At 40.7% G+C, this 23,683-nt stretch carries 26 protein-coding genes and 2 pseudogenes; 19 read left to right on the plus strand and 9 right to left on the minus strand.

Annotation, left to right across the window (positions count from 1 at the left end; genetic code table 11):
* The first annotated feature begins 18 nt into the window (after positions 1–18).
* Entirely contained in the window at positions 19–1,491 is a 1,473-nt protein-coding gene (gene ilvC, locus DFP79_RS17705) for a ketol-acid reductoisomerase (RefSeq protein WP_133505272.1), read from the plus strand.
* 99 nt (positions 1,492–1,590) lie between these two features.
* Entirely contained in the window at positions 1,591–3,051 is a 1,461-nt protein-coding gene (modF, locus tag DFP79_RS17710; protein WP_133505273.1) for a molybdate ABC transporter ATP-binding protein ModF, read from the plus strand.
* Between the two features lie 156 nt (positions 3,052–3,207).
* Here modF and DFP79_RS17715 read toward each other — a convergent pair whose 3' ends face one another.
* Complete coding sequence (locus DFP79_RS17715; protein WP_133505274.1) at positions 3,208–4,170, minus strand: integron integrase; 963 nt, start codon at positions 4,168–4,170, stop codon at positions 3,208–3,210.
* Positions 4,171–4,505: 335 nt separating this feature from the next.
* Between DFP79_RS17715 and DFP79_RS17720 the strand changes: the two genes are divergently transcribed.
* The 9 genes from DFP79_RS17720 to DFP79_RS17760 all read left to right on the plus strand — a co-directional run bounded on the left by DFP79_RS17720 (position 4,506) and on the right by DFP79_RS17760 (position 10,485).
* Positions 4,506–5,024: a hypothetical protein gene (locus tag DFP79_RS17720; RefSeq protein WP_133505275.1), complete on the plus strand. Its 519-nt coding sequence runs from the start codon at positions 4,506–4,508 to the stop codon at positions 5,022–5,024.
* 468 nt (positions 5,025–5,492) lie between these two features.
* Positions 5,493–5,822, plus strand: a complete 330-nt coding sequence (locus DFP79_RS17725; protein WP_133505276.1) for a hypothetical protein — start codon at positions 5,493–5,495, stop codon at positions 5,820–5,822.
* Between the two features lie 121 nt (positions 5,823–5,943).
* Positions 5,944–6,660 (plus strand): helix-turn-helix transcriptional regulator, encoded by a 717-nt coding sequence (locus tag DFP79_RS17730; RefSeq protein WP_133505277.1) that lies wholly within the window; start codon positions 5,944–5,946, stop codon positions 6,658–6,660.
* A 33-nt stretch (positions 6,661–6,693) separates the two neighbouring features.
* Positions 6,694–7,014 carry a hypothetical protein gene (locus DFP79_RS17735; RefSeq protein WP_133505278.1) on the plus strand — a complete coding sequence of 107 codons (321 nt, stop codon included), beginning with the start codon at positions 6,694–6,696 and terminating at the stop codon, positions 7,012–7,014.
* Between the two features lie 81 nt (positions 7,015–7,095).
* A complete protein-coding gene (locus DFP79_RS17740; protein ID WP_133505279.1) occupies positions 7,096–7,665 on the plus strand; it encodes an SEL1-like repeat protein in 570 nt (189 codons plus the stop codon).
* 98 nt (positions 7,666–7,763) lie between these two features.
* Positions 7,764–8,732 (plus strand): transposase, encoded by a 969-nt coding sequence (locus DFP79_RS17745; RefSeq protein WP_133505280.1) that lies wholly within the window; start codon positions 7,764–7,766, stop codon positions 8,730–8,732.
* A 677-nt stretch (positions 8,733–9,409) separates the two neighbouring features.
* A complete protein-coding gene (locus DFP79_RS17750) occupies positions 9,410–9,775 on the plus strand; it encodes a hypothetical protein (RefSeq protein WP_133505281.1) in 366 nt (121 codons plus the stop codon).
* Positions 9,776–9,897: 122 nt separating this feature from the next.
* Entirely contained in the window at positions 9,898–10,101 is a 204-nt protein-coding gene (locus DFP79_RS17755) for a hypothetical protein (RefSeq protein ID WP_133505282.1), read from the plus strand.
* Positions 10,102–10,314: 213 nt separating this feature from the next.
* Positions 10,315–10,485, plus strand: a complete 171-nt coding sequence (locus DFP79_RS17760) for a hypothetical protein (RefSeq protein WP_243730311.1) — start codon at positions 10,315–10,317, stop codon at positions 10,483–10,485.
* A gap of 160 nt (positions 10,486–10,645) precedes the next feature.
* On the opposite strand, the gene DFP79_RS17765 is transcribed toward DFP79_RS17760, so the two are convergent.
* The 5 genes and pseudogenes from DFP79_RS17765 to DFP79_RS17785 all read right to left on the minus strand — a co-directional run bounded on the left by DFP79_RS17765 (position 10,646) and on the right by DFP79_RS17785 (position 14,582).
* Positions 10,646–11,809: an NAD(P)-dependent oxidoreductase gene (locus DFP79_RS17765; protein WP_133505283.1), complete on the minus strand. Its 1,164-nt coding sequence runs from the start codon at positions 11,807–11,809 to the stop codon at positions 10,646–10,648.
* A gap of 120 nt (positions 11,810–11,929) precedes the next feature.
* Positions 11,930–12,193, minus strand: a complete 264-nt coding sequence (locus tag DFP79_RS17770; RefSeq protein WP_133505284.1) for an aldo-keto reductase family protein — start codon at positions 12,191–12,193, stop codon at positions 11,930–11,932.
* A gap of 109 nt (positions 12,194–12,302) precedes the next feature.
* Positions 12,303–12,395 (minus strand): annotated as a pseudogene (locus tag DFP79_RS18270) (hypothetical protein); the annotation flags it as partial.
* Between the two features lie 511 nt (positions 12,396–12,906).
* Positions 12,907–13,569, minus strand: coding sequence for a cupin domain-containing protein (locus DFP79_RS17780; RefSeq protein WP_133505285.1), 663 nt, complete (start codon positions 13,567–13,569; stop codon positions 12,907–12,909).
* A 239-nt stretch (positions 13,570–13,808) separates the two neighbouring features.
* Positions 13,809–14,582 carry an SDR family NAD(P)-dependent oxidoreductase gene (locus DFP79_RS17785; RefSeq protein WP_133505286.1) on the minus strand — a complete coding sequence of 258 codons (774 nt, stop codon included), beginning with the start codon at positions 14,580–14,582 and terminating at the stop codon, positions 13,809–13,811.
* A 106-nt stretch (positions 14,583–14,688) separates the two neighbouring features.
* On the opposite strand from DFP79_RS17785, the gene DFP79_RS17790 reads away from it, so the two are divergent.
* Together DFP79_RS17790 and DFP79_RS17795 are read left to right on the plus strand one after the other, a co-directional pair.
* Positions 14,689–15,045, plus strand: coding sequence for a winged helix-turn-helix transcriptional regulator (locus DFP79_RS17790; RefSeq protein ID WP_133505287.1), 357 nt, complete (start codon positions 14,689–14,691; stop codon positions 15,043–15,045).
* Positions 15,046–15,141: 96 nt separating this feature from the next.
* Positions 15,142–15,642, plus strand: coding sequence for a GNAT family N-acetyltransferase (locus tag DFP79_RS17795; RefSeq protein WP_133505288.1), 501 nt, complete (start codon positions 15,142–15,144; stop codon positions 15,640–15,642).
* 408 nt (positions 15,643–16,050) lie between these two features.
* Here the strand turns inward: DFP79_RS17795 and DFP79_RS17800 are convergent, their stop codons facing one another.
* Complete coding sequence (locus tag DFP79_RS17800; RefSeq protein WP_133505289.1) at positions 16,051–18,642, minus strand: DUF4132 domain-containing protein; 2,592 nt, start codon at positions 18,640–18,642, stop codon at positions 16,051–16,053.
* Between the two features lie 23 nt (positions 18,643–18,665).
* Positions 18,666–19,061, minus strand: coding sequence for a hypothetical protein (locus tag DFP79_RS17805; RefSeq protein ID WP_133505290.1), 396 nt, complete (start codon positions 19,059–19,061; stop codon positions 18,666–18,668).
* 265 nt (positions 19,062–19,326) lie between these two features.
* On the opposite strand from DFP79_RS17805, the gene DFP79_RS17810 reads away from it, so the two are divergent.
* The 6 genes and pseudogenes from DFP79_RS17810 to DFP79_RS17835 all read left to right on the plus strand — a co-directional run bounded on the left by DFP79_RS17810 (position 19,327) and on the right by DFP79_RS17835 (position 22,929).
* The gene (locus DFP79_RS17810) at positions 19,327–19,725 is read left to right on the plus strand and encodes an NAD(P)-dependent oxidoreductase (RefSeq protein WP_243730312.1); all 399 of its coding nucleotides are present in this window, start codon (positions 19,327–19,329) and stop codon (positions 19,723–19,725) included.
* Positions 19,726–19,882: 157 nt separating this feature from the next.
* Positions 19,883–20,344 (plus strand): MarR family winged helix-turn-helix transcriptional regulator, encoded by a 462-nt coding sequence (locus tag DFP79_RS17815; RefSeq protein ID WP_133505291.1) that lies wholly within the window; start codon positions 19,883–19,885, stop codon positions 20,342–20,344.
* A 133-nt stretch (positions 20,345–20,477) separates the two neighbouring features.
* Entirely contained in the window at positions 20,478–20,903 is a 426-nt protein-coding gene (locus tag DFP79_RS17820) for an organic hydroperoxide resistance protein (protein WP_133505292.1), read from the plus strand.
* Positions 20,904–21,192: 289 nt separating this feature from the next.
* Positions 21,193–21,831, plus strand: a complete 639-nt coding sequence (locus DFP79_RS17825) for a LysE family translocator (protein WP_133505293.1) — start codon at positions 21,193–21,195, stop codon at positions 21,829–21,831.
* A gap of 298 nt (positions 21,832–22,129) precedes the next feature.
* Positions 22,130–22,294, plus strand: a pseudogene (locus DFP79_RS18130) (VOC family protein); the annotation flags it as partial.
* A gap of 248 nt (positions 22,295–22,542) precedes the next feature.
* Positions 22,543–22,929 (plus strand): DUF1842 domain-containing protein, encoded by a 387-nt coding sequence (locus DFP79_RS17835; RefSeq protein WP_133505294.1) that lies wholly within the window; start codon positions 22,543–22,545, stop codon positions 22,927–22,929.
* Positions 22,930–23,212: 283 nt separating this feature from the next.
* On the opposite strand, the gene DFP79_RS17840 is transcribed toward DFP79_RS17835, so the two are convergent.
* The coding region (locus DFP79_RS17840) for a transposase (RefSeq protein WP_133505295.1) at positions 23,213–23,683 on the minus strand (471 nt) is incomplete at its 5' end.

Here is a 23,683-nt window from a genome sequence, read left to right on the forward strand (position 1 = left end):
GATTAGGAAATGCTTATCATGGCTAACTATTTCAATACTTTGCCGCTTCGCGAGCAATTAGAACAACTAGGCAAATGTCGTTTCATGGACAGCTCTGAATTTGCTGACGGCGTAGAAGCGCTTAAAGGCAAAAAAATGGTTGTTATCGGTTGTGGTGCACAAGGCCTTAACCAAGGTTTGAACCTACGTGACAGCGGTCTAGATGTATCTTACGCTTTGCGTGAAGCTGCTATCGCTGAAAAGCGTCAGTCTTGGAAAAATGCTACGGAAAACGGCTTCGTTGTTGGTACATACGAAGACCTAATCCCAACAGCTGACGTTGTATTGAACCTAACGCCTGATAAGCAACACACTCCAGTTGTTAAAGCGGTTATGCCTCTTATGAAAGAAGGCGCTTGCCTATCTTACTCTCACGGTTTCAACATCGTGGAAGAAGGCATGCAAATCCGTGAAGACCTAACAGTAATCATGGTTGCTCCTAAGTGCCCAGGTTCTGAAGTACGTGCTGAATACGTTCGTGGTTTCGGTGTACCAACGCTTATCGCTGTACACGAAGACAACGATCCTAAAGGCGAAGGTCTTGCACTAGCGAAAGCTTACGCTGTAGGTACTGGCGGTCACAAAGCAGGCGTTCTAATGTCTTCTTTCATCGCAGAAGTTAAATCTGACCTTATGGGTGAGCAAACTATCCTTTGTGGTATGTTGCAAACTGGTTCTATCCTTTGTTTCGACAAAATGGTTGAAGAAGGTATCGACGCAGGTTACGCATCTAAATTGATCCAGTACGGCTGGGAAACAGTAACAGAAGCATTGAAATACGGCGGCGTGACTAACATGCTAGATCGTCTTTCTAACCCAGCTAAGATCAAAGCATTTGATCTTTCTGAAGAGCTTAAAGTGATCATGCGCCCTCTATACAACAAGCACCAAGATGACATCATCAACGGTACTTTCTCTCGCGTTATGATGGAAGACTGGGCGAACGATGATAAGAACCTTCTAGGCTGGCGTGCAGAAACGGCTGAGACTAATTTCGAGAAAACACCAGCAGGTGATGTTGAAATTTCTGAGCAAGAGTTCTTCGACAACGGTATCTTGATGGTTGCTATGGTGAAAGCAGGTGTTGAACTAGCATTCGAAACAATGACAGCAGCGGGTATCATCGCTGAATCTGCATACTACGAATCTCTACACGAAACACCACTTATCGCGAACACAATCGCTCGTAAGAAACTTTACGAAATGAACGCGACAATCTCTGATACAGCTGAGTACGGTTGTTACCTATACAACCACGCTTGCCTACCGTTGCTAGGTGACTTCATGAAAGACATCAAGACTGACGTAATCGGTAAAGGTCTAGATCTTGAAGACGCTGGCGTAGACAACGCTCGTCTAATCGAAGTAAACGAAGCGCTTCGCAGCCACCCAGTAGAGGCTATTGGTGGCGTTCTTCGTGGCCACATGGCTGACATGAAGAAAATCGTTTAATCGGTTGATTCATTAGTCATACCAATAAAAAAGCCGAGTCCTAATATGACTCGGCTTTTTAGTTTCTGTTCACACACTTTTTTGTTTGGTAAGTAAAATATGGATACTCAAAATAGCTTAGACGGCATTCGCCTAGAAAATCTAACCGTCAACTTTGATGAAAAATTTACGCTATGCAATATTGATTGGACAATTGAACCAAGCCAACATTGGGTGATCACAGGAACAAATGGCTCAGGTAAATCGGCGCTTGCTGCGATACTTGCAGGAGTAGGGGAGATTACGTCCGGCAAGATCGAAGGAGTACCGAATAATATTGGGCTTGTATCGTTTGAAGCTCAGGCAGAATTGATTGCCAATGAGCTGAAGAAAGACGATGCCGACATCATGGATGTTATCTCATTAGGAACACCCGTTCATGAAATGATCTTCACGGATTGTTTAGAGCCAGAACTGGCGACTGAGCTGGTGGAAAAATTTGGCCTGACTTCGCTCATGGATCGTGCGTTTCGCAAATTATCAACCGGTGAAACACGCAAGGTAATGCTTATTCGGGCATTATCGAACAAACCTGATCTACTGCTGCTAGACGAACCATTTGATGGGCTAGATGCAGACACCCTCGCCATGTTGCAAGCCCATTTGGCATCCATCATCGAAACCACGCCCATGATCATGGTGTTAAATCGTTTTGACGAAATGCCAGACTTTATTACCCACATCGCCTACATGGATAAACAGGGCGACAGCGCAGGACAACTGAAATACACCGTCAATCGACAAGATGACGTGGCTTATAATGAGCTTTACCAGTTATTGCACCTTAAAACGACGGATCTTGATGTCCCCGAGATGGATGAGAGCGAAAAACCGCCCGCGTTAGATCCAAGCCAGCCTTTAGTAAAGCTCACTGATATCAACATCAAATACAGCGATACCGTGATTGTCGATAAGTTAAATTGGACGATTGAGCCCGGAAAACACTGGCAACTTAGCGGCCCAAATGGCTGTGGTAAAACAGGCATATTATCCCTAATTACAGGCGATCACCCACAGTGTTATGTAAACGACATCTTCGTGTTTGGCTTTCAGCGCGGTAACGGCGAAAGCATTTGGCAGATTAAGCAGTACATTGGCTATGTTTCCACCTCATTGCAATGGGAATACCGTGTCAGTACCAGTTGTCGAAACGTAATCATTTCAGGCTTTTTTGACAGTATTGGCATGTATTCACGGCCGTCAGACAAACAGAAAAAAATCGCAGACGAATGGCTAGCGTTGCTTGGTATGACCGACCGAGCAGATCAACCGTTCAATAAACTTTCTTACGGCGACCAGCGTTTACTTCTCATTGCCCGTGCGATGGTAAAACACCCACCGTTACTCATCCTCGATGAACCTTGCCTTGGTCTCGACGACATGAACCGCCAACTGGTTTTAGCGCTTATTGAAAAAATCTGCGCAGGCTCAGAAACCACCGTCCTTTATGTAAACCACCATGCCGAAGACAAGATCAAAGGCATTGAAAACTACCTCGCCATGACGAAAAATAACGAATGAACTAAAAGTTCACTTTAACTAATGCTCCCTTGCCTTGAGCTAGGGGGGAGGCTTAATAGCACCTACGGATTGTCAGATTCCCTCCCTTTGCCAAGGGGAGGGGTCTTTGTTTGCAAAATTTTAGGTTTATCAAAGTGTTGTAAGCGAAAGCCAGTGTTATAAAATGTCGTCTAAGGGGCTGTTGGTTCCTGCAAAATGCTGCCCGATTACGTGAGTGTATATTTGAGTAGTGGAAACGTCTTCATGTCCTAATAGCTCTTGAACGGTGCGGATGTCTCGTCCAGATAATAGCAGTTGTGTTGCAAATGAATGTCGGAACGTATGGCAATTGACTCGTTTTCCTTCAATCTTGGATTTCGATACAGCTTGTTTTAACGCTTTTCGAGCAACGGAATCATGTAGATGATGTCTGCAAAGTTCGCCTGTTAACGGGTGAGGGCATAAACCAGTGGATGGAAATAGAAACATCCAACCCGCTTGTTGATAGGCATTGGGGTATTTCCTTGAAAGAGCAAAAGGTAATGATGGGCCGACGCCTTGTTGATTGTCTCTAGCTTGAATCTCTAGTACCGTTTCCTTTTGAGCTTGAATGCTTTCGGTAAGTTTGCTGCTTAAAATAGTCGTTCTGTCTTTATTGCCCTTGCTGCATCTAACATTCAAACTGCCACGCTCTATGTCAATATCCTGAATTCGGATTCTGAGACATTCACTGATTCGTAAACCACTGCCGAATAGTATTGAAAATATTAACTTATTGCGTGAGCACATCTCGTCAAGAATTAATCGAATCTCATTAGCAGACAAAACGGTAGGGAGCCGTCTTCCCTGTTTTGCGTGCTGAAACCCTAACTCCCCCAATGGTTGCTCAAGGACTTTGTTGTACAGAAAAGCAAGTGCGTTCAACGCCGATTTCTGTGTGTTAATGGCAACATGGCGCTCTGTTGCGAGAAAGGATAGAAAATCACGAACTTCGCTCGCCCCCATATTTCTTGGGTGAGTTAATTTATGGTAACGAATAAAAAACCGTATCCAATAAAGATATGACTTCTCGGTTTTCATGCTGTAGCCGCGAAGGCGTAGTTCCTCTTTTATCCATTTCATAAAAGGGCTAGATGACATTTCACTCTCCTTGTGAAACTTAATAAACTGTACAAATATACAGTTTATTTTTGATTTATCAAAATTTTTGCTCGTATTTATGATGTGAATGAAATTCACTTTCTCGTTTTGACTATTACGTCTACTAAAAGTGTATTAATATCAAATGTATAGTGAATGGGTGGCCGAAATAGTGTGCCATACCGATAAATACATATGCGCATGCTCGTTTTCAATGCTCGCTTTTTCGGGAGGGTTGAAAAGTTATTTTTATTCAAAGGGTTAGGGATAAGTGTGAAATAACCCGACTGGATAAATGAGCATGCCTATTAATAAAATGTTATGACTTTTGAAGTATGAAACCAGAAATTGCGATATCTCATTACAAGTTAGGAAAATTATCGAGCGAAGAGATCGTCAAATTGGCTGACTCTTGGTTAGAGCAAGGAATATTTACAGATTCCATTAACTTCCTTGCTATGGAAACGACTCCGATAATGGCCGCTGTAGGGCCAATGCTAGAAGCGGCAATTACTGAGCTGGGAGGCGAAATTCCATCAAAGGTAGGTGCGGCAAAAATAGCGGCTAAAGACATCGTGAAAAAAATGCTATCTGGTGATATTGATCTAATGAAAGGCGCTAATTTTCTTTATTGGGATATTCACCATGAAGTAACAGATGAACTGCCTGACGGTGAGTATCTGGGCACAAACCTTGGTTTCGAGCATATGTTTTGTTGGCTCAGAGAGGTTTGGGATTGTCGAGACGGCTCCAGAATCCTGTACTACACCGACTTACCGAGAGATCAAGCAGAACAAAAATTTCTAATGCACCTCAAAGAAGAAGCGGAGAAGTGGCTTGATAATCAGTCATAACAAACAACTGCAGCGGATCAATTTACGCTGCGCTCCAATTACCCGCTGAGTTGGGCGTTATACGTAAATTAGAGATCATCATGTTAGATAGAATATTGAATTTAAGGTTACGCACAAGGTTACGCAAGACACCCATTCGCTATTAGAAAAGCAGGGTTATATATCCAGTCTATTTTTGCTCCATCTCAAAAATGGCACACTATTTCTAAGGTGAACGATATTCACCTTCTCGCTTCGTCTTCTACGCTTTCTCAAAGTGTATTAGTATCAAGTTTATAGCGAACGGTCGGCCGAAATAGTGTGCCATACCAACAAATACATATGCGCATGCTCGTCTTCAATGATCGCTTTTTCAGAAAGATTGGAAAGGTCTTATAGTTCAATAGGTTAGATAGAAAAATGAAATAACCTGATTGGATAAATGAGCATGCGCATTGATAAATGTTATGCATTGTCAGGGAAACTCAAATGGATTTAGAGTACGAGAAGTATAAAACCGACAAATTAGTAGATTATTTCAAGTTTATATCATCAGCGCATTTGGCAGTTATAGGCGTTGTTGTCACTTTTAAGGAGAAGTTCTTAAAGGGTCCAGAAGTGGATCTCTACTTTTGGATAACAATTGCTCTTTTATTTGTGTCTTTTATCGTAGCAACTTATGGCTACATTACTTTAATTAATAGCTATTTCGAGCAAATTAAGCATCACCTAAAAATTGCCAAAATCGCACGAAAATGGCCTGGGTACATATTAATTGCCTCTATAACATCATTCGCTATCCAGGCTGGTTTTGGTTGAGTGAAATAAATGCATAACAAAAATGTCAAACACCGCTACATGCCTATGGCATGTAGCTGGACTCGCTCCTGCGCCGCTCGCCGTTTACATTGGCGTTATTTTTAAATTTTGTAGGTAAAATTTGCGTAAATCAGACAGACTTTTCCAGTTAATTAATATTCTGCGTAAGCACCAGCCACTTACTGCAAAGCAGTTAGCTGAAAGGTTAATGGTATCAGAGAGGTCTATCTATCGCTATGTTGATGATTTGTCTGTCTCTGGAATACCTGTCTATGGAGAGCCTGGTATCGGCTACCGCTTATCAGAAGGGTTCGAATTACCACCTATGCAATTATCCTCGGGTGAGCTGGAGGCACTTATTGCAGGGGTGAGTTTCACTGCGTCTTTGACAGGAAGAGATTTTGCCACTTCAGCATATTCTCTGTTGTCTAAGATTGAAGCTGGATTACCTAATGAATCAGAGATAATTTCAAGCAAAGATAGAGTGGTTAGAGTTCCAGCGCACCACCGTGAATCTGAGGTGTATTCTCTCTGGGGTAAAATCCATTCGGCAATAGTGGAGAAGTGTTGGCTGAGCATAGATTACAAATCGCTTTCGGATGTTTTGACGGTCAGAACTGTATTTCCATTAGGGTTGTTCTATTGGGGAGGTAAATGGACACTAGGTTGTTGGTGCGAGCTTCGCAGCGATTACAGAGACCTCAGAGTTGACCGCATAATAAAATTGACGCCGAGCGAACATAAAAGTATCTTGCCTGAGCATGTAACCCTTTCAGCATACATTGAACTAAAAAGTAGAAAGCCTACTGACACAATGTTGTCAGTAGCAGAGCCTTAAAGTTGGGTTTTAACCAACATTCGAGGTATTAACGTGATAAAAAATGGCAACATTGAAAATATTGGAGGCTTGGAGTTCGCCACGTTCAGGCTAAAAAATTGTGTAACAGAAGATGATTTGATAAAACTTTCTATTAAGGTTGAAGAAAGGTTTCTTAGTCAGCAAGAGGAGCTAGTTCTTCACTTTTTAGTGCGTGGCGCAGATGGCGTTTATGCTGATGTTGCTATCGCCAGTTCGCAAGAGAAAGCTGAAGAATATTGTCAGCAATGGCTACATAATGAAGTTGCACTCGAATATTTAGAGGTTATTGAAAAAGAATCTGTAAATATGACATTTTGGCAACGAATCAACTAAAAGCACACACAACGTGCTGCAAAGGATGCGCTACGCGCACCTTTTAGCACGGCGTTACGCAGCAAAGGGAACTCGGTGTTGATGTCACGAATAATATTAATATTTAGCTTAATCTTTTGTTCTTCAGTAATTGCTGAAGAATGTAAAGTTAAATACTTAGAAGAATTAGATTACACAGATATTGAATGTCAGTTTTATATGGGCACTGCTGCATATAGAAATAAAGTATATTCTGTTGCTGCAGCTCATTGGAATTACGTTATCAATTCACCTTTAAAATATGAAGGAGAAGAAGTGATTAAAGCTATGGCTTTAAGCACTAAGACTTTTCTAACCTATCAAGGGCTAGGTTTAAAACAAGATAGGAATAAAGCCGTAAAAAACTGGATAGATGCAGTAAGTAAAGGGGATCTTGAAGCAAGAAGGCATTTAGGCTTTGCTTATTCAGATGAAAAGTTTAAGAACAAAGATCCTATAAAAGCATTAGGTTGGTATGAATCTATTTTTCTATTACATCCTAACAAAGATGAAGTCGACGAGTCTGACTTAGGTGTGTACCAAGATGCAATTGATGGAGCTGAAAAGTTAAGGAATAGTTTGTCTTCTAAACAAAAAGAAGCTGCAATAAGTTTTGCTAAGTCAACTTTATAGTGCAGCATGGTTACGCAAGACACCCATTCGATTTGACGGCACATACATTTAACTGTATAAATAAACAGTATGTTTTGTTTGGAAAAAGGAATTTCCGTATGCCTCGTCCGAGAAGTCAACAAGTCAGTTTGTCTGACACCCCTTACTACCATTGTATTTCGAGATGTGTTCGCCGTGCTTTTCTTTGTGGAGAAGATGTCGTCACGGGCAAAAGCTTTGAACATCGTCGTGGTTGGATCGAAAACCGTCTCTTGTTTCTAGCTCAAATATTTGCAATCGATGTGTGTGCTTATGCTGTGATGAGTAACCACATTCATGTTGTTTTACATGTGAATGAGCAAGATGCCAAGGACTGGACAACTCGTGAAGTGATCGAACGTTGGCATAAACTCCATAAGGGGACATTGCTCACTCAGAAGTACATTCGGGGTGAAGAGTTGCCAAAGGCTGTGATGGAGATGTTGGAAGTGACGGCCGAGACTTATCGTCAACGGCTTATGGATATTAGCTGGTTCATGAGGGATCTAAGTGAGCCAATAGCAAGACAAGCAAATTTTGAAGATAATTGTACAGGCCGGTTCTGGGAAGGGCGCTTCAAGTCTCAGGCACTGCTGGATGAAGCTGCGTTAATTGCCTGCATGGCTTATGTCGATCTCAACCCACTCAGAGCGAATATTGCAGATAGGCCTGAAACCTCTCAATTTACCAGCGTAAAGAAACGAGTTAAATCAACAAAGAGGGCAGAGCAACCAAAAGAGTTGATGCCATTTATAGGCAATGAAAGAGAAAATCAATCGACTGGAATTGCCTTTAAGCTTAAAGACTACCTTGATCTTGTTGACCTCACCGGACGCGTTGTTCGGGAGGATAAAAGAGGGTCAATTGATCTATCACTTTCGCCTATTTTACAAAGAGTGGGCATTTCTCACGAAAACTGGATAACGATTGCAACTCAGTTCGAATCAAACTCAAGCAGTATCGTAGGAGCGGAAGCGAGCTTAAAGGAATATTCGTACTCTAATCCTAAAGCCAGACCAAACCGCAGGTGCACAAGGCTACTCGCGTAGTTTAACCCCATTCCTAAGCGGATCTAAGATCATGTAATTTGAGTGGTATGAGGTCATTTCTTGCGTGAAAATTGAGACTAATCCCCTTGTTCATCTTGAACTTCTAAGATGGGCGGTTTAACCGCTGGTTTTAGATCGATAGATTTGATTGTGGAGCTGGAAAGAGTGTCGCGATTCTATGTAGTGGGTGTCTTGCGTGTTTTCAGCTGGTTTTAGATCGATAGATTTGATTGTGGAGCTGGAAAGTGTTTCGCGATTCTATGTAGTGGGTGTCTTGCGTGTTTTCTTCTTGCGTGTTTTCTGAGTTTTATAAAACGCAAAACGGGAAATAGAAAGAGTCACTAGAAATACCAAAAAAATCATTACCTGAAAATTCTATGGTACTGGTCCGTGATCCAACGGATATTCCTGTGGGTTGTGAACCCCATTACTACTATCATTATTTAAAAATGATAATCATTATTGAATTATTGGGGAGTTGCTCAGACGGCTTGCCATCTACAAATGATGAAGTGTTACCAAATATTGAAATAACTCCAAACAGCAGTGTTGGTTTACTTATTTACAACAGCCGTAAAAATGGCTTATAACAAGAAAATCCAGCCGACCGTTAACGCGTCATCTGAATAAGGCGCTAAGCGTCGAAGTTACTTAAAAACTAAGATTGGGAGAGGAATATGGCCGATTGCATCACTATCTTTTTCGAAGCGTGGCAAATTCAGGAAGCTGAAGCTCGACTTGCTAAATTAAATAGCTCTTTGACAGAAAGTATCCAGTACGACGATCCACGTACACCAGAAACAGTAAATGGTATCGCAGCATTAAATAACTATTTAGGCATGTTTAGCGCAAATGCTCCCGGTTGGTCAGCAAAAGTTATTAAGACTGATACGGTCGCTGGTGTCACTCGTGCCACCGTTGCTTTCGGAGGAGCGGGGCCTGATGGCTCTGAACAAATCCAACTCGGTCAGTATTTTATTGAAAACGACGGAGATCTAGTGTCCCGTATGGTAGGTTTTGTTGGTACTGGTGAGCAAGATTAAATTTGCTCATAGTCGCGCATAACAAACGCGCTCCGCAGTTTCTGCCAGTGTGCGGGAGGGATAAATATTGGAGCGAGGGTATATTGACGAAGCATTTTAGTAGAATTTTTGCGGGTCTTTTGGTGAGCATATCAACGTCTACTAGTGCGGATGGATGGTTTGCTTCCGTTCATGCAAATGCCAATTATTCGTCGAACTCAAGTTTGAACTCTGGCGGAATTTCTTATGATCTAGATGTGAATAATAGCATTACGCCAAATGTTGCTGTTGGTTATTTTATTGACGGAAATACCGGTACATTTAAAGCTGGAGTAGAGTTGTTTTGAGTGGCTCAAAATATTGATTCCTATAGCGGAACTGCCCTTTCCGTCGAAGAGAGCTCTAAAATAACGAGTTTTTTTCCAATGAGTTAATACTGTTTAGGAGTCGGTCTTGAGTTTATAGAGATTGATACTAGTCTAGTGGCCCAAAGTGACGACGCCGTTTGCGACAACGCAATTAAATGAGTTAAGTCAGCGAAGAGGGCGGAGCAACCGAAAGTGTTGATTCCGTTTTTAGGAAATGAAAGAGGAAATCGACCTATTGAAATTGCTTTTAAGCTTAAAGAGTACCTTGATTTGGTTGATCTCAGCGGACGAGTTGTTCGAGAGGGAAAAAGAGGGTCGATTGATCTATCTTTGTCACCGATTTTACAAAGAGTAGACCGCTAAACTCAGATAATAAGATATTAAAACCTTAGTCTCTCTATGATGTTTTGGGCAACGCACTAGAAAAATCAAGGAGTCTGACTCCTTGATTTTGAGCTAATCACCTGTCTAAAAATTACACTTACAGATTTGAATCTATTAACGCATGTAATGGAGTTGGCGATTAATTTTCAGCCTTAAAATGTGTCTTCCATAGAGACAAAACCTCCCTTTCTGAAAATTCGGATATACAAGAAATCTCTTTATGGCTATCCTCTTCTTTGTCTAATAACTCTTTAATAGCAAAAAATTTGGACGCAAGCCAACAATATAAGAATGGGTCTCCAGCAACATTTCTAGAAAAATTAACAGAGTTTCCATTACATACAAAGAAAATATTTTTACCATGTTCGTTATATTCAGCTATCTCATGAGAGTTTTTTTCTTTACGTAAAAGACTTAAATTACCAAACTCATCATCAAACGATGTGCATGATACGATACACACTGAGTCTTTAAGAAGATGGATATTAGAATTGGAAATAGCACCGGAACCTGTAGAGCTAAAAATAACATCACTCTTTTCTAATAACTCTTCAAGACTTGTAGCGATATCATAGTTTATATAGGCTTCCATGTTTCTTATCTCATCCTTATCGTATACCAAAACTTTTTGTGGCCCCGGCAGAGAGTCAAGACTTCGAGCAATTCCTTTACCAATTTTTCCAAAACCAATTATCCCTATAACCTTTTTTCTCTCGATATGAATGCTAAGGTTATCTGCTAATATAGTGTCTGTAGTTTTAACGATCTTTTTAGCAATATATTCGTCGCACATTGATTTTAAATAGCTGCGCGCCAATGAAATAATATTAAACTTATTCTGTATGTTTAGGTCTTGTAATGATCTTTCATATTTTTGGTGCCCGTTTTCGGTAGTTTCTAAAATTCCTATAATTTTTTTCTGTATAAAAATGTCTTCGTGAAAAATATCAAGACATTTAGCAAAATATCCTCCATGATCCATAAGAATAATTTCTTCATCGGGAAGAATTTTTTTCTTTAGAAACTCTATGGCAATTTTTGGGTTATTATGTATGTCTTCTTTTCCCAAGGATGAAACAAGTTTATGATCTTTTCCTAAAAAACTTAAATCTTTAGTTCTGTCACCCTTAGGTACTATGGCAGCAACACGTCCTATATTTTTTAAACCATCAATAATTAAAGTCATGTTAGGTATTAAATGATAGACTAATATAAAAGCTACTTTTCTTTGAGTTTTTACTTGTCTAGCGGAGTTGTTAAAGAAACTTGATTGTTTTTTAAGAGAAAGTATGTAATGATCCATTCGATAACTTACTTATATTGTTAATCTTTTTTGTCATATCATCTGCCGTATCTATAAAACCTAACTTTTATGTAGGATGTCTATAGATTGCAGTTCATTTTTTTAGTTTCAATTCTTCTATCAAGAAGTTATTTTATATGTTAAATAAGGTTTTGATTTAGGGGTAGCTAACCTGTTTATAAGTGAATTCCACTTTGATATAGCTTGAGAAGAAGATTTATTTTTATAAAAAGATGAATTATAAGAACTTCTGTAACCAATTTTAATAGCGTTAGATAATGTATCAACTGCATATTCATCACAACGCTGGAAAGAACCAATAGTAGCGGTTAAAAAGCTTACTTTTGGTGAATTTATACCATTATTTAACTTCATTGAGAGCATATTTATTTCTACTTACCATATAAAAAATGGCACTCTATACTATACCTAAGAGAAATTGGCGCAAGTTTTTTGTGAGCGCTCAAGCATACCCGTCTCGCGTTGTTACACTTTACGGTAATAACACTTCAACATTGTCCAACCTTTCCGCTCTGGGCAGTAATTCAAATACCCCCTTCATGTAATTGTACGGTTCTACATTGTTCGTTTTGGCGCTTCGATCAGACTATACAGATTCACACTGTAGGTTGTTCCCTGCAACTCGATTCAAGGGGGAAGCGCCCGTAGTTTCCTAGGCGCTCAAAATGAGAACAAAAACCGAGCGGCTTTTCCGTCCATTTCGCTTAACGTTTTCACTCAAGGGAAAGTCGTGTTTATACCTAAAAGTTTTGTGGTGACTTACAAAAATGAAGCATTTTCTTTTGTTAAAGAAAGTGCTTTCGGTCAGCTGGTTTCAAGGGCAGAGGATTAATCGAAGATAATAGGGCATTTGGTGTTGAAGTTACAAACGATGAAATTCAATGTAAGTATAAATTCTGCCAAAATCGGTCATCCCATAATCGTTTGAAAGTTACTGAGCAGCTAAAACGTGCTGGCTCTGAGACCTTTGCCGAGGTTATGGAGCACAATGAGTTATAACAAGCACATTAAAATCGCCGAAAAAGACAAGGACTGGCCTCGCTCCTGCAACGCTTGCCGTATATCTGGCGTTATATTTATAAATGCCCCACCTTCACATAAATCAGAGCTCCATCCTCTTTCGTAAAAGGTGCATGTTGGCTCATGTGAGGGCTACGAATCCAAGTGCCTTTGGGGTATCGACCATGCTCATCATAAAACGTGCCTTCCAAAACAAGAATTTCCTCCCCGCCCCAATGGTTGTGCCGTTGGAATTGTGTATGAGGTGCCCAATTCACTAAGGCTACATGCTCCCCTTTAAACTCATGGAGCGGCATCACCGTTAACCCATCTACAAGCCCTAGATTCCAGAGGCTGTTTTGTGTGTCTATTATTTTTTGCTCTCTATCGTCTTGATTAAATTGATGGAGCTTTACAAATATCGTCGCACCTTCTTTGCCTATTTTGGGTGTGTGAGAAGTACCAATTGGATTGCGCGCATAACTCCCCTTTGAATAGTTTTGATGCTCGTCTGCAAAAGTGCCCTCTAGTACTAAGAATTCCTCCCCCCCACTATGAGTGTGTGGCGAGAACTCACTGTGAGGCGCATAACGAACGATAGAGGTCGCTCTTGCGACCTCATCGCCAACGCGATCAAGCATCATCCGCTCAACGCCGGGCATCGGAGATTCAACCCACTGATAGTCGGAGGGTTGAATCACTACACGCTGCTCGAAATTAGTATTGATTAAAGTTGTCATATCGTTCTTCCAATAAAAATTATTCCTCTAAGGAAGGAGTGAACAAGTCCACTGGCTTCAGGGCGTGGATAACTCTTCTTTATTCGCGGCAAGTTTCGCTCACGCCCTTTGGGTCTTTCAGAGAAACAGCCTATTTTCGTTAAGAGTGATTGAAAGGTATTAACATTCCCGCACACTCTCGCCTTAATAGTTTGCTTCTCTGATAAGACTGAAGTTCATAAGATTTATTCGTACCTTCCCTAGTTTCTACCTGCAATAACACCGCCGTCCACGTCCCAAATCGCACCGGTTACCCAGCTTGAATTATCTTGGAGAAGAAAGACGATCGTATTAGCGATGTCGTCAGGTCTGCCGATACGACCAATGGGATGAAAATCATCAAAACCAGCGAGGGTCTCGTCCATTTCTGCCGGATCGATAAAGGTTTCATATATCGGGGTTTTAACTACTGCAGGTGATACTGCATTTACCCTAATGTGGTGATCCGCTAATTCCATTGCCATATGTTGCGTTAAAGCGTGTAGACCCGCTTTGGCCATGGAGTATGCGGAAGACGGAGTCGCTTTGATTGCTTGCTTAGCCCACATAGAGCCAATATGAACAATCGAACCTGCTCCATTGTTACTCATATTTTGGGATACGGCTTGGCTAATAAAAAAAGTAGCCCGATTGAGAGCAGCATGAGCATCATAATCCTCCAAACCGTGTTCTAAATATGGCTTAGGGTTAAAATAACCGGCTGCATTAACAAGGTATTGGATATGTCTTTTATCCGAATTCACTAATTGAATTACTCTGTCGACATCTTGTTGCTCGTAAAGATTTGCTTGTAATGTCTCAACCTTAATACCATCAGTCGCAATTGCAGTTAGCTCAGATTTAGCCGATTCCAGTTTTGTAGTGTTGTTGCCTAAGATAATAACACTGGTGCCTTGAGTAACGAGCTGTTTTGCTGTTGCCAGCCCCATACCACTAGAGCCACCAATGATGAAAGCTATGTTTGAAGTTGTCATAAGTTTTCTCCGATACATGTTAAGATTCGTAGGTAATCTATCGAATCACCGTAGCGTTAAAAAGTAAGTACATATTGGTAAGGTACGTACTTTTGGGTATATCTTTATGAAAAACAAAGAAAAAAAATACTTGAGAAAAACTGCGCCTAGCGAAAGTGCAAAGATGGTAGAGACCATTTATGGTTGTAAATGGTCTCTTACGGTTTATCAGCTATTGGCAGACGGTATCAATCGGCCGGGTGAAATGGTGCGCAGTATCGACGGTTTAACCACTAAAGTTCTGAACCAGTGTCTGCGTAAAAATACCGAATTTGGGATCTTGGAACGGATTTCTTACAATGAGGTGCCTCCAAGGGTGGAGTATAAGGTCAGTGACTTTGGTGCCAAATTTATGAAAATTCTTGAAGAGCTTGAGAAGCTACAAAGTGAAATTGACAATCAAGATAACAAACATGTCAATTAGGACGTTTGAAAGCCCGCGTCCACTTCGCGGGTGTTGTTGTCGAAAATCTTGAACTCATATACAAAGTAAATCTCATTATAAAAGGAGTTAAGTTACATGAATTTAGTTGTGCGTCAGGTAGCTTTAGATGATGCTGAAGACATTACAAATGTCCTCAACCCAATCATTGTTGAAGGCTTATACACTGTATTAGACACTACTTTTACGGCTGAAGAAGAAAAAGAGTTTATTGCTCATTTTCCAGAGCGCGGTGTGTTTACCGTTGCTTTGTCCGAAAGTGACTCAAATGTCATTGGTTTTCAAAATATCGAGCCATTTGCACAATACACAAAAGCTTTTGATCATGTAGGCATCATTGGTACGTTTGTCAGTGAAAATGCTCGTGGTAAAGGTGTTTCAAAAGAGCTTTTCAACTCAACATTCGAAGTCGCAAAGCAAAAGGGCTATGAAAAACTATTTGCGTATGTTCGCAGCGATAATGAGCGAGCTTTGGCAGCCTATCTTAGACAAGGTTTTGAAGTCGTGGGTACTGCGAAGAAGCACGCAAAAGTTCGTGGGGAGTACTTAGACGAAATCCTAATTGAGAAGTTTTTGTAGGCGTAGAACTCATCTTGTTTGCGAAGATAAAAGGGGATAAATCGATTTATCACTCTCGCCCCTTTAACAGAGAGTTGTTTTTTCACAAAAACTGGATAACGAGTGCAACGCGGTTCGAATTAAACTCAAACAGTGTTGTAGGAGCGGAAATGAGTTAAAAAGAATATTCACTCTCTAGTGGTCAAACAGAAGCGGTACAAGGCTATTCGTGCACGGATCTAAGATCATACAATGTGCGCAGTAAAGAGGCTGTGTATCGTGTGAAAACAGAGAATAGTTTCCAGTTCGCTGTGAGCTTCCAAGATTGACATACTAATTTCCGGTTTTAAATCTATGGATTCGATCTTGGGGCTGGGCGGTACTACTCTAGTTCATGTAGTCGGAGCATTGCTTAGGCTATCTCCTAATTTACCTATGATCAATTTGTGCATTGATTATAGGATCCTTGATTTTGTCATCTGCAGCTAGCAATACGGCCTTAGATAAAATCATTGAAAGTGTTTTATCGCCTTCAAACGGCAAGAATACACCTTTGTCCATTGTGTGTTTTTTCGAATCAGTAACAATACATAAATACTGGTTATTCGGTTCCATCAAAATATTTCCAGAACCTAAGTGAATTTTATAGATTCGACGCTTACCTTCTACCACCAAAAACTTATCGATAAATTTACATTGCGGCCCAATTTTTAATTTAGGTACAAGGTACTTAAAAATTTCTTTTCTTGTTTGCGCGCTAGCAGATAAATCACCAAAACTGAATTCATGCCAGTAGTTGCTATATCGGCCATCCGGTCCACCATCAGACCACTCTGGGTCATTACCCACAGAACAGATACCAACAAACAAATCGACATCTCTAAATATCTCACTAAATACCAAAGCTGGTACTTGTTCTAATGGTATGGGTTGATCGCGATTGATATTTGCGTCATTTAAACCATTCATATCTGGTCTAACTTCATAAAAACGTACTTGATCTGAGCTGACATATAAAAAGATGCCTGACTCCGACGTATCATTTCCATATTCACCAATGGTATTCACCCAAAACTGGGCATATAAATTATATTGATCCAACCGGATACTACAGATGTCATCATAGCCGCCATCCCATGCTCCCTGAAGAGTGTAATGCCAGCCCCGTGTTGATGCTAAAGCGTTAAATTGATGCTGCTTAAGAACATGTGAGGCAAACCGGTTACTATACGTATTTGTTGTTCTCTCTGCATCTGTGAGTAAATACACTTCTCTGTGTGCTTGCTTGAAGGGTTGTGTTAATTCCAGTGTATACAGTCGCTCCCGCCAAGCACGAATTTCTTCAACAGAGGAGGAGATGGGATGCCAAAGCGATACCTTGCTCTCTTTTACTATTTCGGAGACATCATCACCTGAAACATTTTTAAATAAATCGTCTTCGAATATCGCAAGGCATTTGTTATCGCCATACTCAAACATCCAAATTAATTTTCTAGCAAACACCCCCACGAGTGGATGATTAATGTAGCGATCTTTCCACGTATCAAAATCCCAGCTGTTAGCGATTAGAAACAGACTCTCCAAACGCTCTTTTTGTATGGAAAGCATGGATTTGATATCTTTAATATTTCCCTTTAATTCTTTTAGCTCAGCTCCAAAATTCTCTTTCACTAAAGAAGGGACAGTTTTTTGAATTTTTCCATCTTCTTTTCGCCAAGTTAGATCAACACTATTAAACCCACTAACAGTCAGCAATGCAGTGAAATCGCCTAAAACCTCTTCACCAAGGCCTACATCATCTAAACCAAAGCTAGGCACTCCCATTTCAGCTAACTCATCTACTGAGAATCCCTCGCGCTCAGCCGCCGCTGCTAGAGACTTTTCAAGAAGGCTAATAGCGTGACGATATTTTACTTTAATTTTGAGTACAGCAAGCTGATAAAGGCCCGACCTTCCAGGCATTACAGATAACGCGTAAATAACTGCGTTACCAATGCGCGTGGATTTTGCTCCTACCCCCGGTATTTTTTTAAATGAAATAATACCGACTTTTGTAAGAGCGCTCGCAATCTCACTGCTCTCTTCAATCGAACAACACCAAACCAAACCTTTTATCAGGTCTGCATTGCTATCATTAAATACTAAATTAAGGTCCGTCTTAAATTCGTTTCGCCTCGTCAGCGTAATCGTCCGAGGCTTATCCAACAGGCTAAACCATGTGGTTGTGTATTTGACAAAGTTCTCCCTCCCAATTTTATCAAGCGAAGTCTGCGCTTCTTTAATCCATTTTTTTGACGGTTTAGATGGCTTGGTATTTTGGCAAGTCTTAAATAAATCACTCCACGCGAGCTGAATACTTTCGTCAAATGATTGAATATCCTTAACAGCTTGGTCACCCCACGCTTCTCCCATACTTATGGGAATAACAGCGTTACCATCTGAACTCAGTATTCTTAACACACGGTCTGCCAGGCGCCTTTCATCAGCTCTGCCTTCGCTCGTTTTATGAATGTTCTCGGCGATTTTTTCAAGTAATTTTTTTGCTTCCATATCTTCATTGCTATCAGAATAAAAAATTTCTGTAGCTTTTACGATTGGTGCTATTGGAAATTGATAGGTACTAAGAGTTTTAGCTTCAGCCAAGACTTTCAACATCAATAGAATGTGATCACGAGTGTAAGGTAAACTACGTTTTAGCATCCCCCTAATAATGGCTTCTTCCCCTGCAAACTCATATCTATCAATTCCCCAGTTATCAGCTTGTTTATGCCTTCTATTTCCTAAGCGTACTAGCGCAACCATTAATATATCCAGGGATTCTTCTGGAGTAAGAGCCATAACTTCCTTACCACTCTCTAGATATGATAGAGAAATATCATAGAGGCGTTTTTTAGATTTCAATTCACAAATTACTTTGTCAATTAACTGTGATAAATCAATGTCTGTTTTAGAAACACGTTGAATGGATGGCTCTGTAGAAGTTTTTGAAACGAACTTCAAAATATTACTAAAAAGATTCACTAAAAATACGTCCTTGTTTGGGATTACCCACCGACAAGTGGAATTAGTTTTAGAAATACAACTCTCGATTTGGGGGTGATAACGATTTCGTCATCAAGCTCAATGAGTTGCTTATCGTTTACCAAGAGAAAAAAACCATTTGTTTGAAATGCTTGAAGGGCTACTTTTTTTTGTTCTTCGAGGTTGATAGTTTTCACTTTCTTGAGGCGGAAACCATTCAATTCTTCCTCTGCATCTTTTGGTCGAACCAGGCCAAAAAATTCTTCTTGCTTTTGTTCCCGATATTTTTCAACTTCTGCAGCGACTCGGGTCTCTATCAAAGTTCGGACTGAAACGATTTCGGCGGGGAATTGGATAATGGTGGAATTGATGACGTCACCAGAAGTGGTTTCATCTTGGATATTAAGTGCGAATCCCATAAGGTTTATTCCTTTAGATTTTCTTAAAACAGCTCAGTAAAACAAGATATCGATTACAATGAGTATCACTAAAAAAGCGTCTAATCAGTCCGCCCTAGCATAACTCGATCAAAAATTTCTGCAACGAAAAAGTCGGCATAAAATGCTCATGCTATGCTGCATGGGTGTTTATACTGATCACGCCCCCCACAAAATCTTCCAACATGATTAGGCAAGACAGACATTGCAACGAACCTCGACTATTTTGCGTTGTTGAAGGATCACGATGTCATTGTGTTTACCAATGGGGTTTACAGCGTCAGAAATGAAACAAGCATTTTTCCAAAAAGTCGATATCGTTTCATTGAACTTGAGGCTAAATGACGTGACTCGTGGGTGTGTTAAGTGCTCGGATTTAGAAGCGATGAAGTCGGACTCTCTACTTGTGAATATCAGTCGTGCAGAATTGATAGAAGAGGGTGCCTTGTATGCCGCATTGGCGTCTAACCCAACCAAGCGTGCCGTTATCGATCTGTATGACACCGAACCTGCAAATCTAGCAAATGAGCCATTACTTGGTTTGCCAAATGTCTTATGTTCTCCTCATATTGGTTATGTTGAGCGCAACAGTTACGAGTTGTATTTCAGTGTGGCGTTCGAAAATATCCTGAAAAACTCTCCTTAAAAAACGCGAATAAAAGTTACCACCGAGCCTCCAAATATTCGTGTATGGGTTTGGTCTCTGAAAAAATATGAAAATATATCTTGCTATTAAGTAGCGCGCTATGTAATATCTGCTTTATCGAAATGACTCATCGTGGTTAAGTAAAGTGACAGACCAAATGGACAAGTTAGTAGACATGCCAATAAAAGAAGGGCTCCTCGACTTGGATAATCAGTTGTGCTTTGCTTTGTATTCTGCCTCGTTAGCAATGAATAAGCTTTATCGGAAAATCTTAAAGCCGCTTGGTATCACATATTCGCAGTATTTAGTATTGCTTATATTGTGGAAGCAAGATGAGTTATCAGTAACCGATATCGGAGAAAAGCTATTTTTGGATTCGGCAACGTTAACACCTTTGCTTAAGCGAATGGAAAGCGCAAATTTGATTGAACGCCGTCGAAGCGAACATGACGAGCGACACGTTATTATTTCTTTAAGCCTTGAAGGCAAAGCGCTTAAAGAGAAGGCTAACGAAATTCCTTACGATGTTCTTTGTCATACGAATTGCGATAAAGAGACCTTGTTAGAGATGAAAGAAAATTTGGAATCATTGCGCAGTAATATATTGTCTCGATTGTAGAGTGCAAAATGGCGGTGAGTAAATAAAAGGGAATTCGTCCCTTTTTTAACGGCAAATAAGTAGTGCGCTATTTAATAGTTATCTAATTATTGTTCGATTGTTTATATTTTTGTTCAAATATTAGGAGAAGAAAATGTCTTTAGATACAGTTCTATATACAGCGCAAGCTAATGTAACAGGCGGACGTGAAGGTCAAGCAACAGCAAATGACGCAGCGATCGATTTAACATTAACAACACCAAAAGAATTAGGTGGTGCTGGTGGTAACGGTACAAACCCTGAGCAACTTTTTGCAGCTGGATATTCCGCTTGCTTCATGGGTGCATTGAAATTGGTTGCTTCAAAGCAACAAGTTAAAATCCCAGCTGAGACAAGCATTGAAGGTTTCGTTGGTATCGGCCCAGTAGGTCAAGCATTTGGTATCGAAGTTGAATTGAAGATCTCTGTACCCGGTCTTGATAAGGCATTAGTTGAGCAGCTTGTAGAAACAGCACATGAAGTTTGCCCATACTCTAATGCAACACGCGGCAACATCGACGTAACGTTGACTATCGTATAGTTTTAACCTCGTAGTGCTTTGAACGCCTGTTTCATGTGCCATTGTTATATTTGGCACAGTTGCAGGCGTCCGTTCTTTTCTTGAACTCCAGACCAAACCCTCCTCAAAACCAAATGATTCCCTAAGGTCGACCTAGCCACTCGCATACAAAAAATGCAGAGCGTAAGACGGTGATTTAGTTCTCTCTTCAATTGCTGTGTTTAAGGTATAATGTTTAAGTTAGTTGACTATCTTGCTATCAACTAAGCACGCAGTCTCACCGGATTCATTTTTATAGTAGGAGAATAAAATGGACATCAGCAACGTTATGGCGTTTATCGCAGTAGCGACTTTACTGGTGATTTCACCAGGACCGAATGGTTTTCTTATTGCTAAAACGGTTCCTGTTTCAGGCCAAAAAGCTGGTTTCTCGAATGTATGGGGCTTTGTCGCTGCTTTTTACGTTCATGGTACATTGTCTATTTTTGGCATATCCATTCTTCTAGTTCAATCCTCTCAAGCGTTTTTTGTCTTTAAAATGTTGGGTGCGTTCTATTTAATCTGGATTGGTGTTAAAGCGTTAGTCAGCGCTTTTAAAAGCAGTAAACCTGCCAGTAAAAATGTTAAAGAAAAAGTCGAGCTAACTGTTTCAATGCGCTCAGCGTTCATGGAAGGCTTTATTACCAATGTGCTGAATCCAAAAGTGTCGATGTTCTATTTGGCGGCTTTTCCACAGTTTTTGCCTGCCCACGATAGTTCAATAAATGCGTATGCTTTAGTTTCAGCGCATTCTGTGGTTAACCTCGTATGGTTTTCGGTTATGGTTGTTATACTATCAAGAGTTAAAAGCGCCACAAACAATGCTAAATTCAAAAGATGGTTGAACTCAATCACGGGTGTGATTTTTATTGCTTTTGGCTCGAAACTCGCGTTGATGAAAAACAGCTAACGCTTCTCGTAACAGTAACTCACGCCGTTGAGCATTGTTTAGATGATTTGTAGCGTTAAGCATCTAGGTTTTGCGATTAGAGGGCAAACAAAAAAACACTACCTCAACAGCGATTAAGTCAAGGTGGTGCTATGGGTAACCGTCAGATCAAGTTAGAATTAGTACGCAGTAGAAATGATAGGCAATCATTGAAGTAACAAAGCCTACTGCCCCGTCTACGTCATTTTGAATTTGCTCGCAGCTAAATCGGCAGATGTATGAGTTTAATTTTGTGTAAGTTGTTATGCTACTCGTCTAATTAAGAGAGGCGGGTACCTTCGAGTGGAAAGTAAATTCGAGCGAAGGCGATTCCGTATACTTTCTTGACCCCGATGGGCACAAACTAGAGATTCATTCCGGCAACCTCATGAGTCGTTTAGAAAGCCTCAAAGAAGCGCGTTATTCGGGGTTGGTGTGGTTGTGACTGGCTTTGAATTACTTTGATGCCAGCACTACCCTAAATTCAGAGAGCACTTGATAGCTCGATAGCCAAAATCCCTTATGAGTACGTGGTTGCTAGGCCATCAACTTTAGCCAGCATTTTAAGCATTAGCTCTCCCTGTTAAGTGTAATCCCGTGTAATCGACAGGTTCTTTTTTTGCGCCTAATCTTCATTGCGCACCGACTGAAACGGTGTTTTTTACTCAACATTCAAAACTTGGAGATATTACAATGAAAGAAGGACTTTACCTACTAGAACTTAGTTTTGTTCCAGCAGACGGCGTTGTTGGCGCAGGCAGAATGTCGCTTGCTTTAACAGTCAATGCTTCAACTGGTGCATTGCACGGTCAGGCGCATGGGACTATTTTGGAGGGAACGCAGCACCCTCAAAGCTTTACTGCTGCTGTCTCGGGTTCGATGCATAGCACTGGGTTCGGCTCTATCGTTAAAGTCGGTGCGGTTACTGGTGAAGGTGCTGTTTCTGTTGCCGCTCCAGCTATAGGTACTTATTTAGCGCCTTTTTCTGCTAGTTTCGGGGTTGATTCCGATTGGATGGGAGAGGGACAATTTCGTATTGGTGAGCAGGTTTATAATTCAGTGGTTAAGAAAGTTAACTAGTCTATTAATGCATTAAGTCTTCACTAAATACGGGGTTCATGTGATAGCTCTTACCGTGATCAATCGAGTGAATGCTATTTTATTGATCGCCTTTTCTCGCTAGCGCAATTTAGCGCGAGAGTATGAGGTCGTTATTAGAGAGTTACTAGGGAGCCTGCGAATAACTCAGTCTATTAGTCGCTCAGCGTTGAAGTTTTGCATTTGCGCTCTATAAACATAAATTTCGAGCGCTTTTAACGCCATTTTGGGATTGTTACTCCCATTTTTTGGGGCGCTAGACGGACTAATCCCGTGCAGATCGTATCATTTGGTCGGCTCGCAGTAAGTTTCCAAGCGCAAATAATAAGACGGTAAGCTTCTTGTCATTCTTCGACAAGCCTTTGTAGACGACTTTTCGGAAGCCAAACTGGCATTTTAGTATTCTAAACGGGTTCTCGGCTTTGGCTCTGATACTGGCCTTTAAATACTCTGTTCGGATGGGGTTCTTATTTATACGAGGACGTTTCTTCCAAGCCCGTATCTTACTGGGCATTTCAGCAATCAGCCAATCCAGTTTCTTTCCTTTAGTTTCCTCTCGTTTTTCTACACCATGGTAGCCTGAGTCGGCTGAGACAAATGACTCGTCGCCATGTATGAGTTCATGGATTTGGTTTAGATCATGATCATTGGCGGGTGTAGTAGTAAAGCTATGCACTAAGCCGCGTTTTGCATCGACACCAATATGTGCTTTTAGTCCAAAGAACCATTGATTTCC

Origin of the sequence: Marinomonas balearica, assembly GCF_004362145.1 — a bacterium.
Taxonomy (GTDB): domain Bacteria; phylum Pseudomonadota; class Gammaproteobacteria; order Pseudomonadales; family Marinomonadaceae; genus Marinomonas; species Marinomonas balearica.

Coding starts and splice junctions, on each gene's coding strand:
- DFP79_RS17835 (WP_133505294.1), top strand. CDS start 22,543: ATGAAAGAAGGACTTTACCTACTAGAACTTAGTTTTGTTCCAGCAGAC.
- DFP79_RS17780 (WP_133505285.1), bottom strand. CDS start 13,569: ATGACAACTTTAATCAATACTAATTTCGAGCAGCGTGTAGTGATTCAA.
- DFP79_RS17750 (WP_133505281.1), top strand. CDS start 9,410: ATGGCCGATTGCATCACTATCTTTTTCGAAGCGTGGCAAATTCAGGAA.
- DFP79_RS17825 (WP_133505293.1), top strand. CDS start 21,193: ATGGACATCAGCAACGTTATGGCGTTTATCGCAGTAGCGACTTTACTG.
- DFP79_RS17805 (WP_133505290.1), bottom strand. CDS start 19,061: ATGGGATTCGCACTTAATATCCAAGATGAAACCACTTCTGGTGACGTC.
- DFP79_RS17715 (WP_133505274.1), bottom strand. CDS start 4,170: ATGTCATCTAGCCCTTTTATGAAATGGATAAAAGAGGAACTACGCCTT.
- DFP79_RS17810 (WP_243730312.1), top strand. CDS start 19,327: ATGTCATTGTGTTTACCAATGGGGTTTACAGCGTCAGAAATGAAACAA.
- DFP79_RS17820 (WP_133505292.1), top strand. CDS start 20,478: ATGTCTTTAGATACAGTTCTATATACAGCGCAAGCTAATGTAACAGGC.
- DFP79_RS17725 (WP_133505276.1), top strand. CDS start 5,493: ATGGATTTAGAGTACGAGAAGTATAAAACCGACAAATTAGTAGATTAT.
- DFP79_RS17720 (WP_133505275.1), top strand. CDS start 4,506: ATGAAACCAGAAATTGCGATATCTCATTACAAGTTAGGAAAATTATCG.
- DFP79_RS17770 (WP_133505284.1), bottom strand. CDS start 12,193: ATGCTCTCAATGAAGTTAAATAATGGTATAAATTCACCAAAAGTAAGC.
- DFP79_RS17745 (WP_133505280.1), top strand. CDS start 7,764: ATGCCTCGTCCGAGAAGTCAACAAGTCAGTTTGTCTGACACCCCTTAC.
- DFP79_RS17740 (WP_133505279.1), top strand. CDS start 7,096: ATGTCACGAATAATATTAATATTTAGCTTAATCTTTTGTTCTTCAGTA.
- DFP79_RS17790 (WP_133505287.1), top strand. CDS start 14,689: ATGAAAAACAAAGAAAAAAAATACTTGAGAAAAACTGCGCCTAGCGAA.
- DFP79_RS17795 (WP_133505288.1), top strand. CDS start 15,142: ATGAATTTAGTTGTGCGTCAGGTAGCTTTAGATGATGCTGAAGACATT.
- modF (WP_133505273.1), top strand. CDS start 1,591: ATGGATACTCAAAATAGCTTAGACGGCATTCGCCTAGAAAATCTAACC.
- DFP79_RS17765 (WP_133505283.1), bottom strand. CDS start 11,809: ATGGATCATTACATACTTTCTCTTAAAAAACAATCAAGTTTCTTTAAC.
- DFP79_RS17815 (WP_133505291.1), top strand. CDS start 19,883: ATGGACAAGTTAGTAGACATGCCAATAAAAGAAGGGCTCCTCGACTTG.
- DFP79_RS17785 (WP_133505286.1), bottom strand. CDS start 14,582: ATGACAACTTCAAACATAGCTTTCATCATTGGTGGCTCTAGTGGTATG.
- ilvC (WP_133505272.1), top strand. CDS start 19: ATGGCTAACTATTTCAATACTTTGCCGCTTCGCGAGCAATTAGAACAA.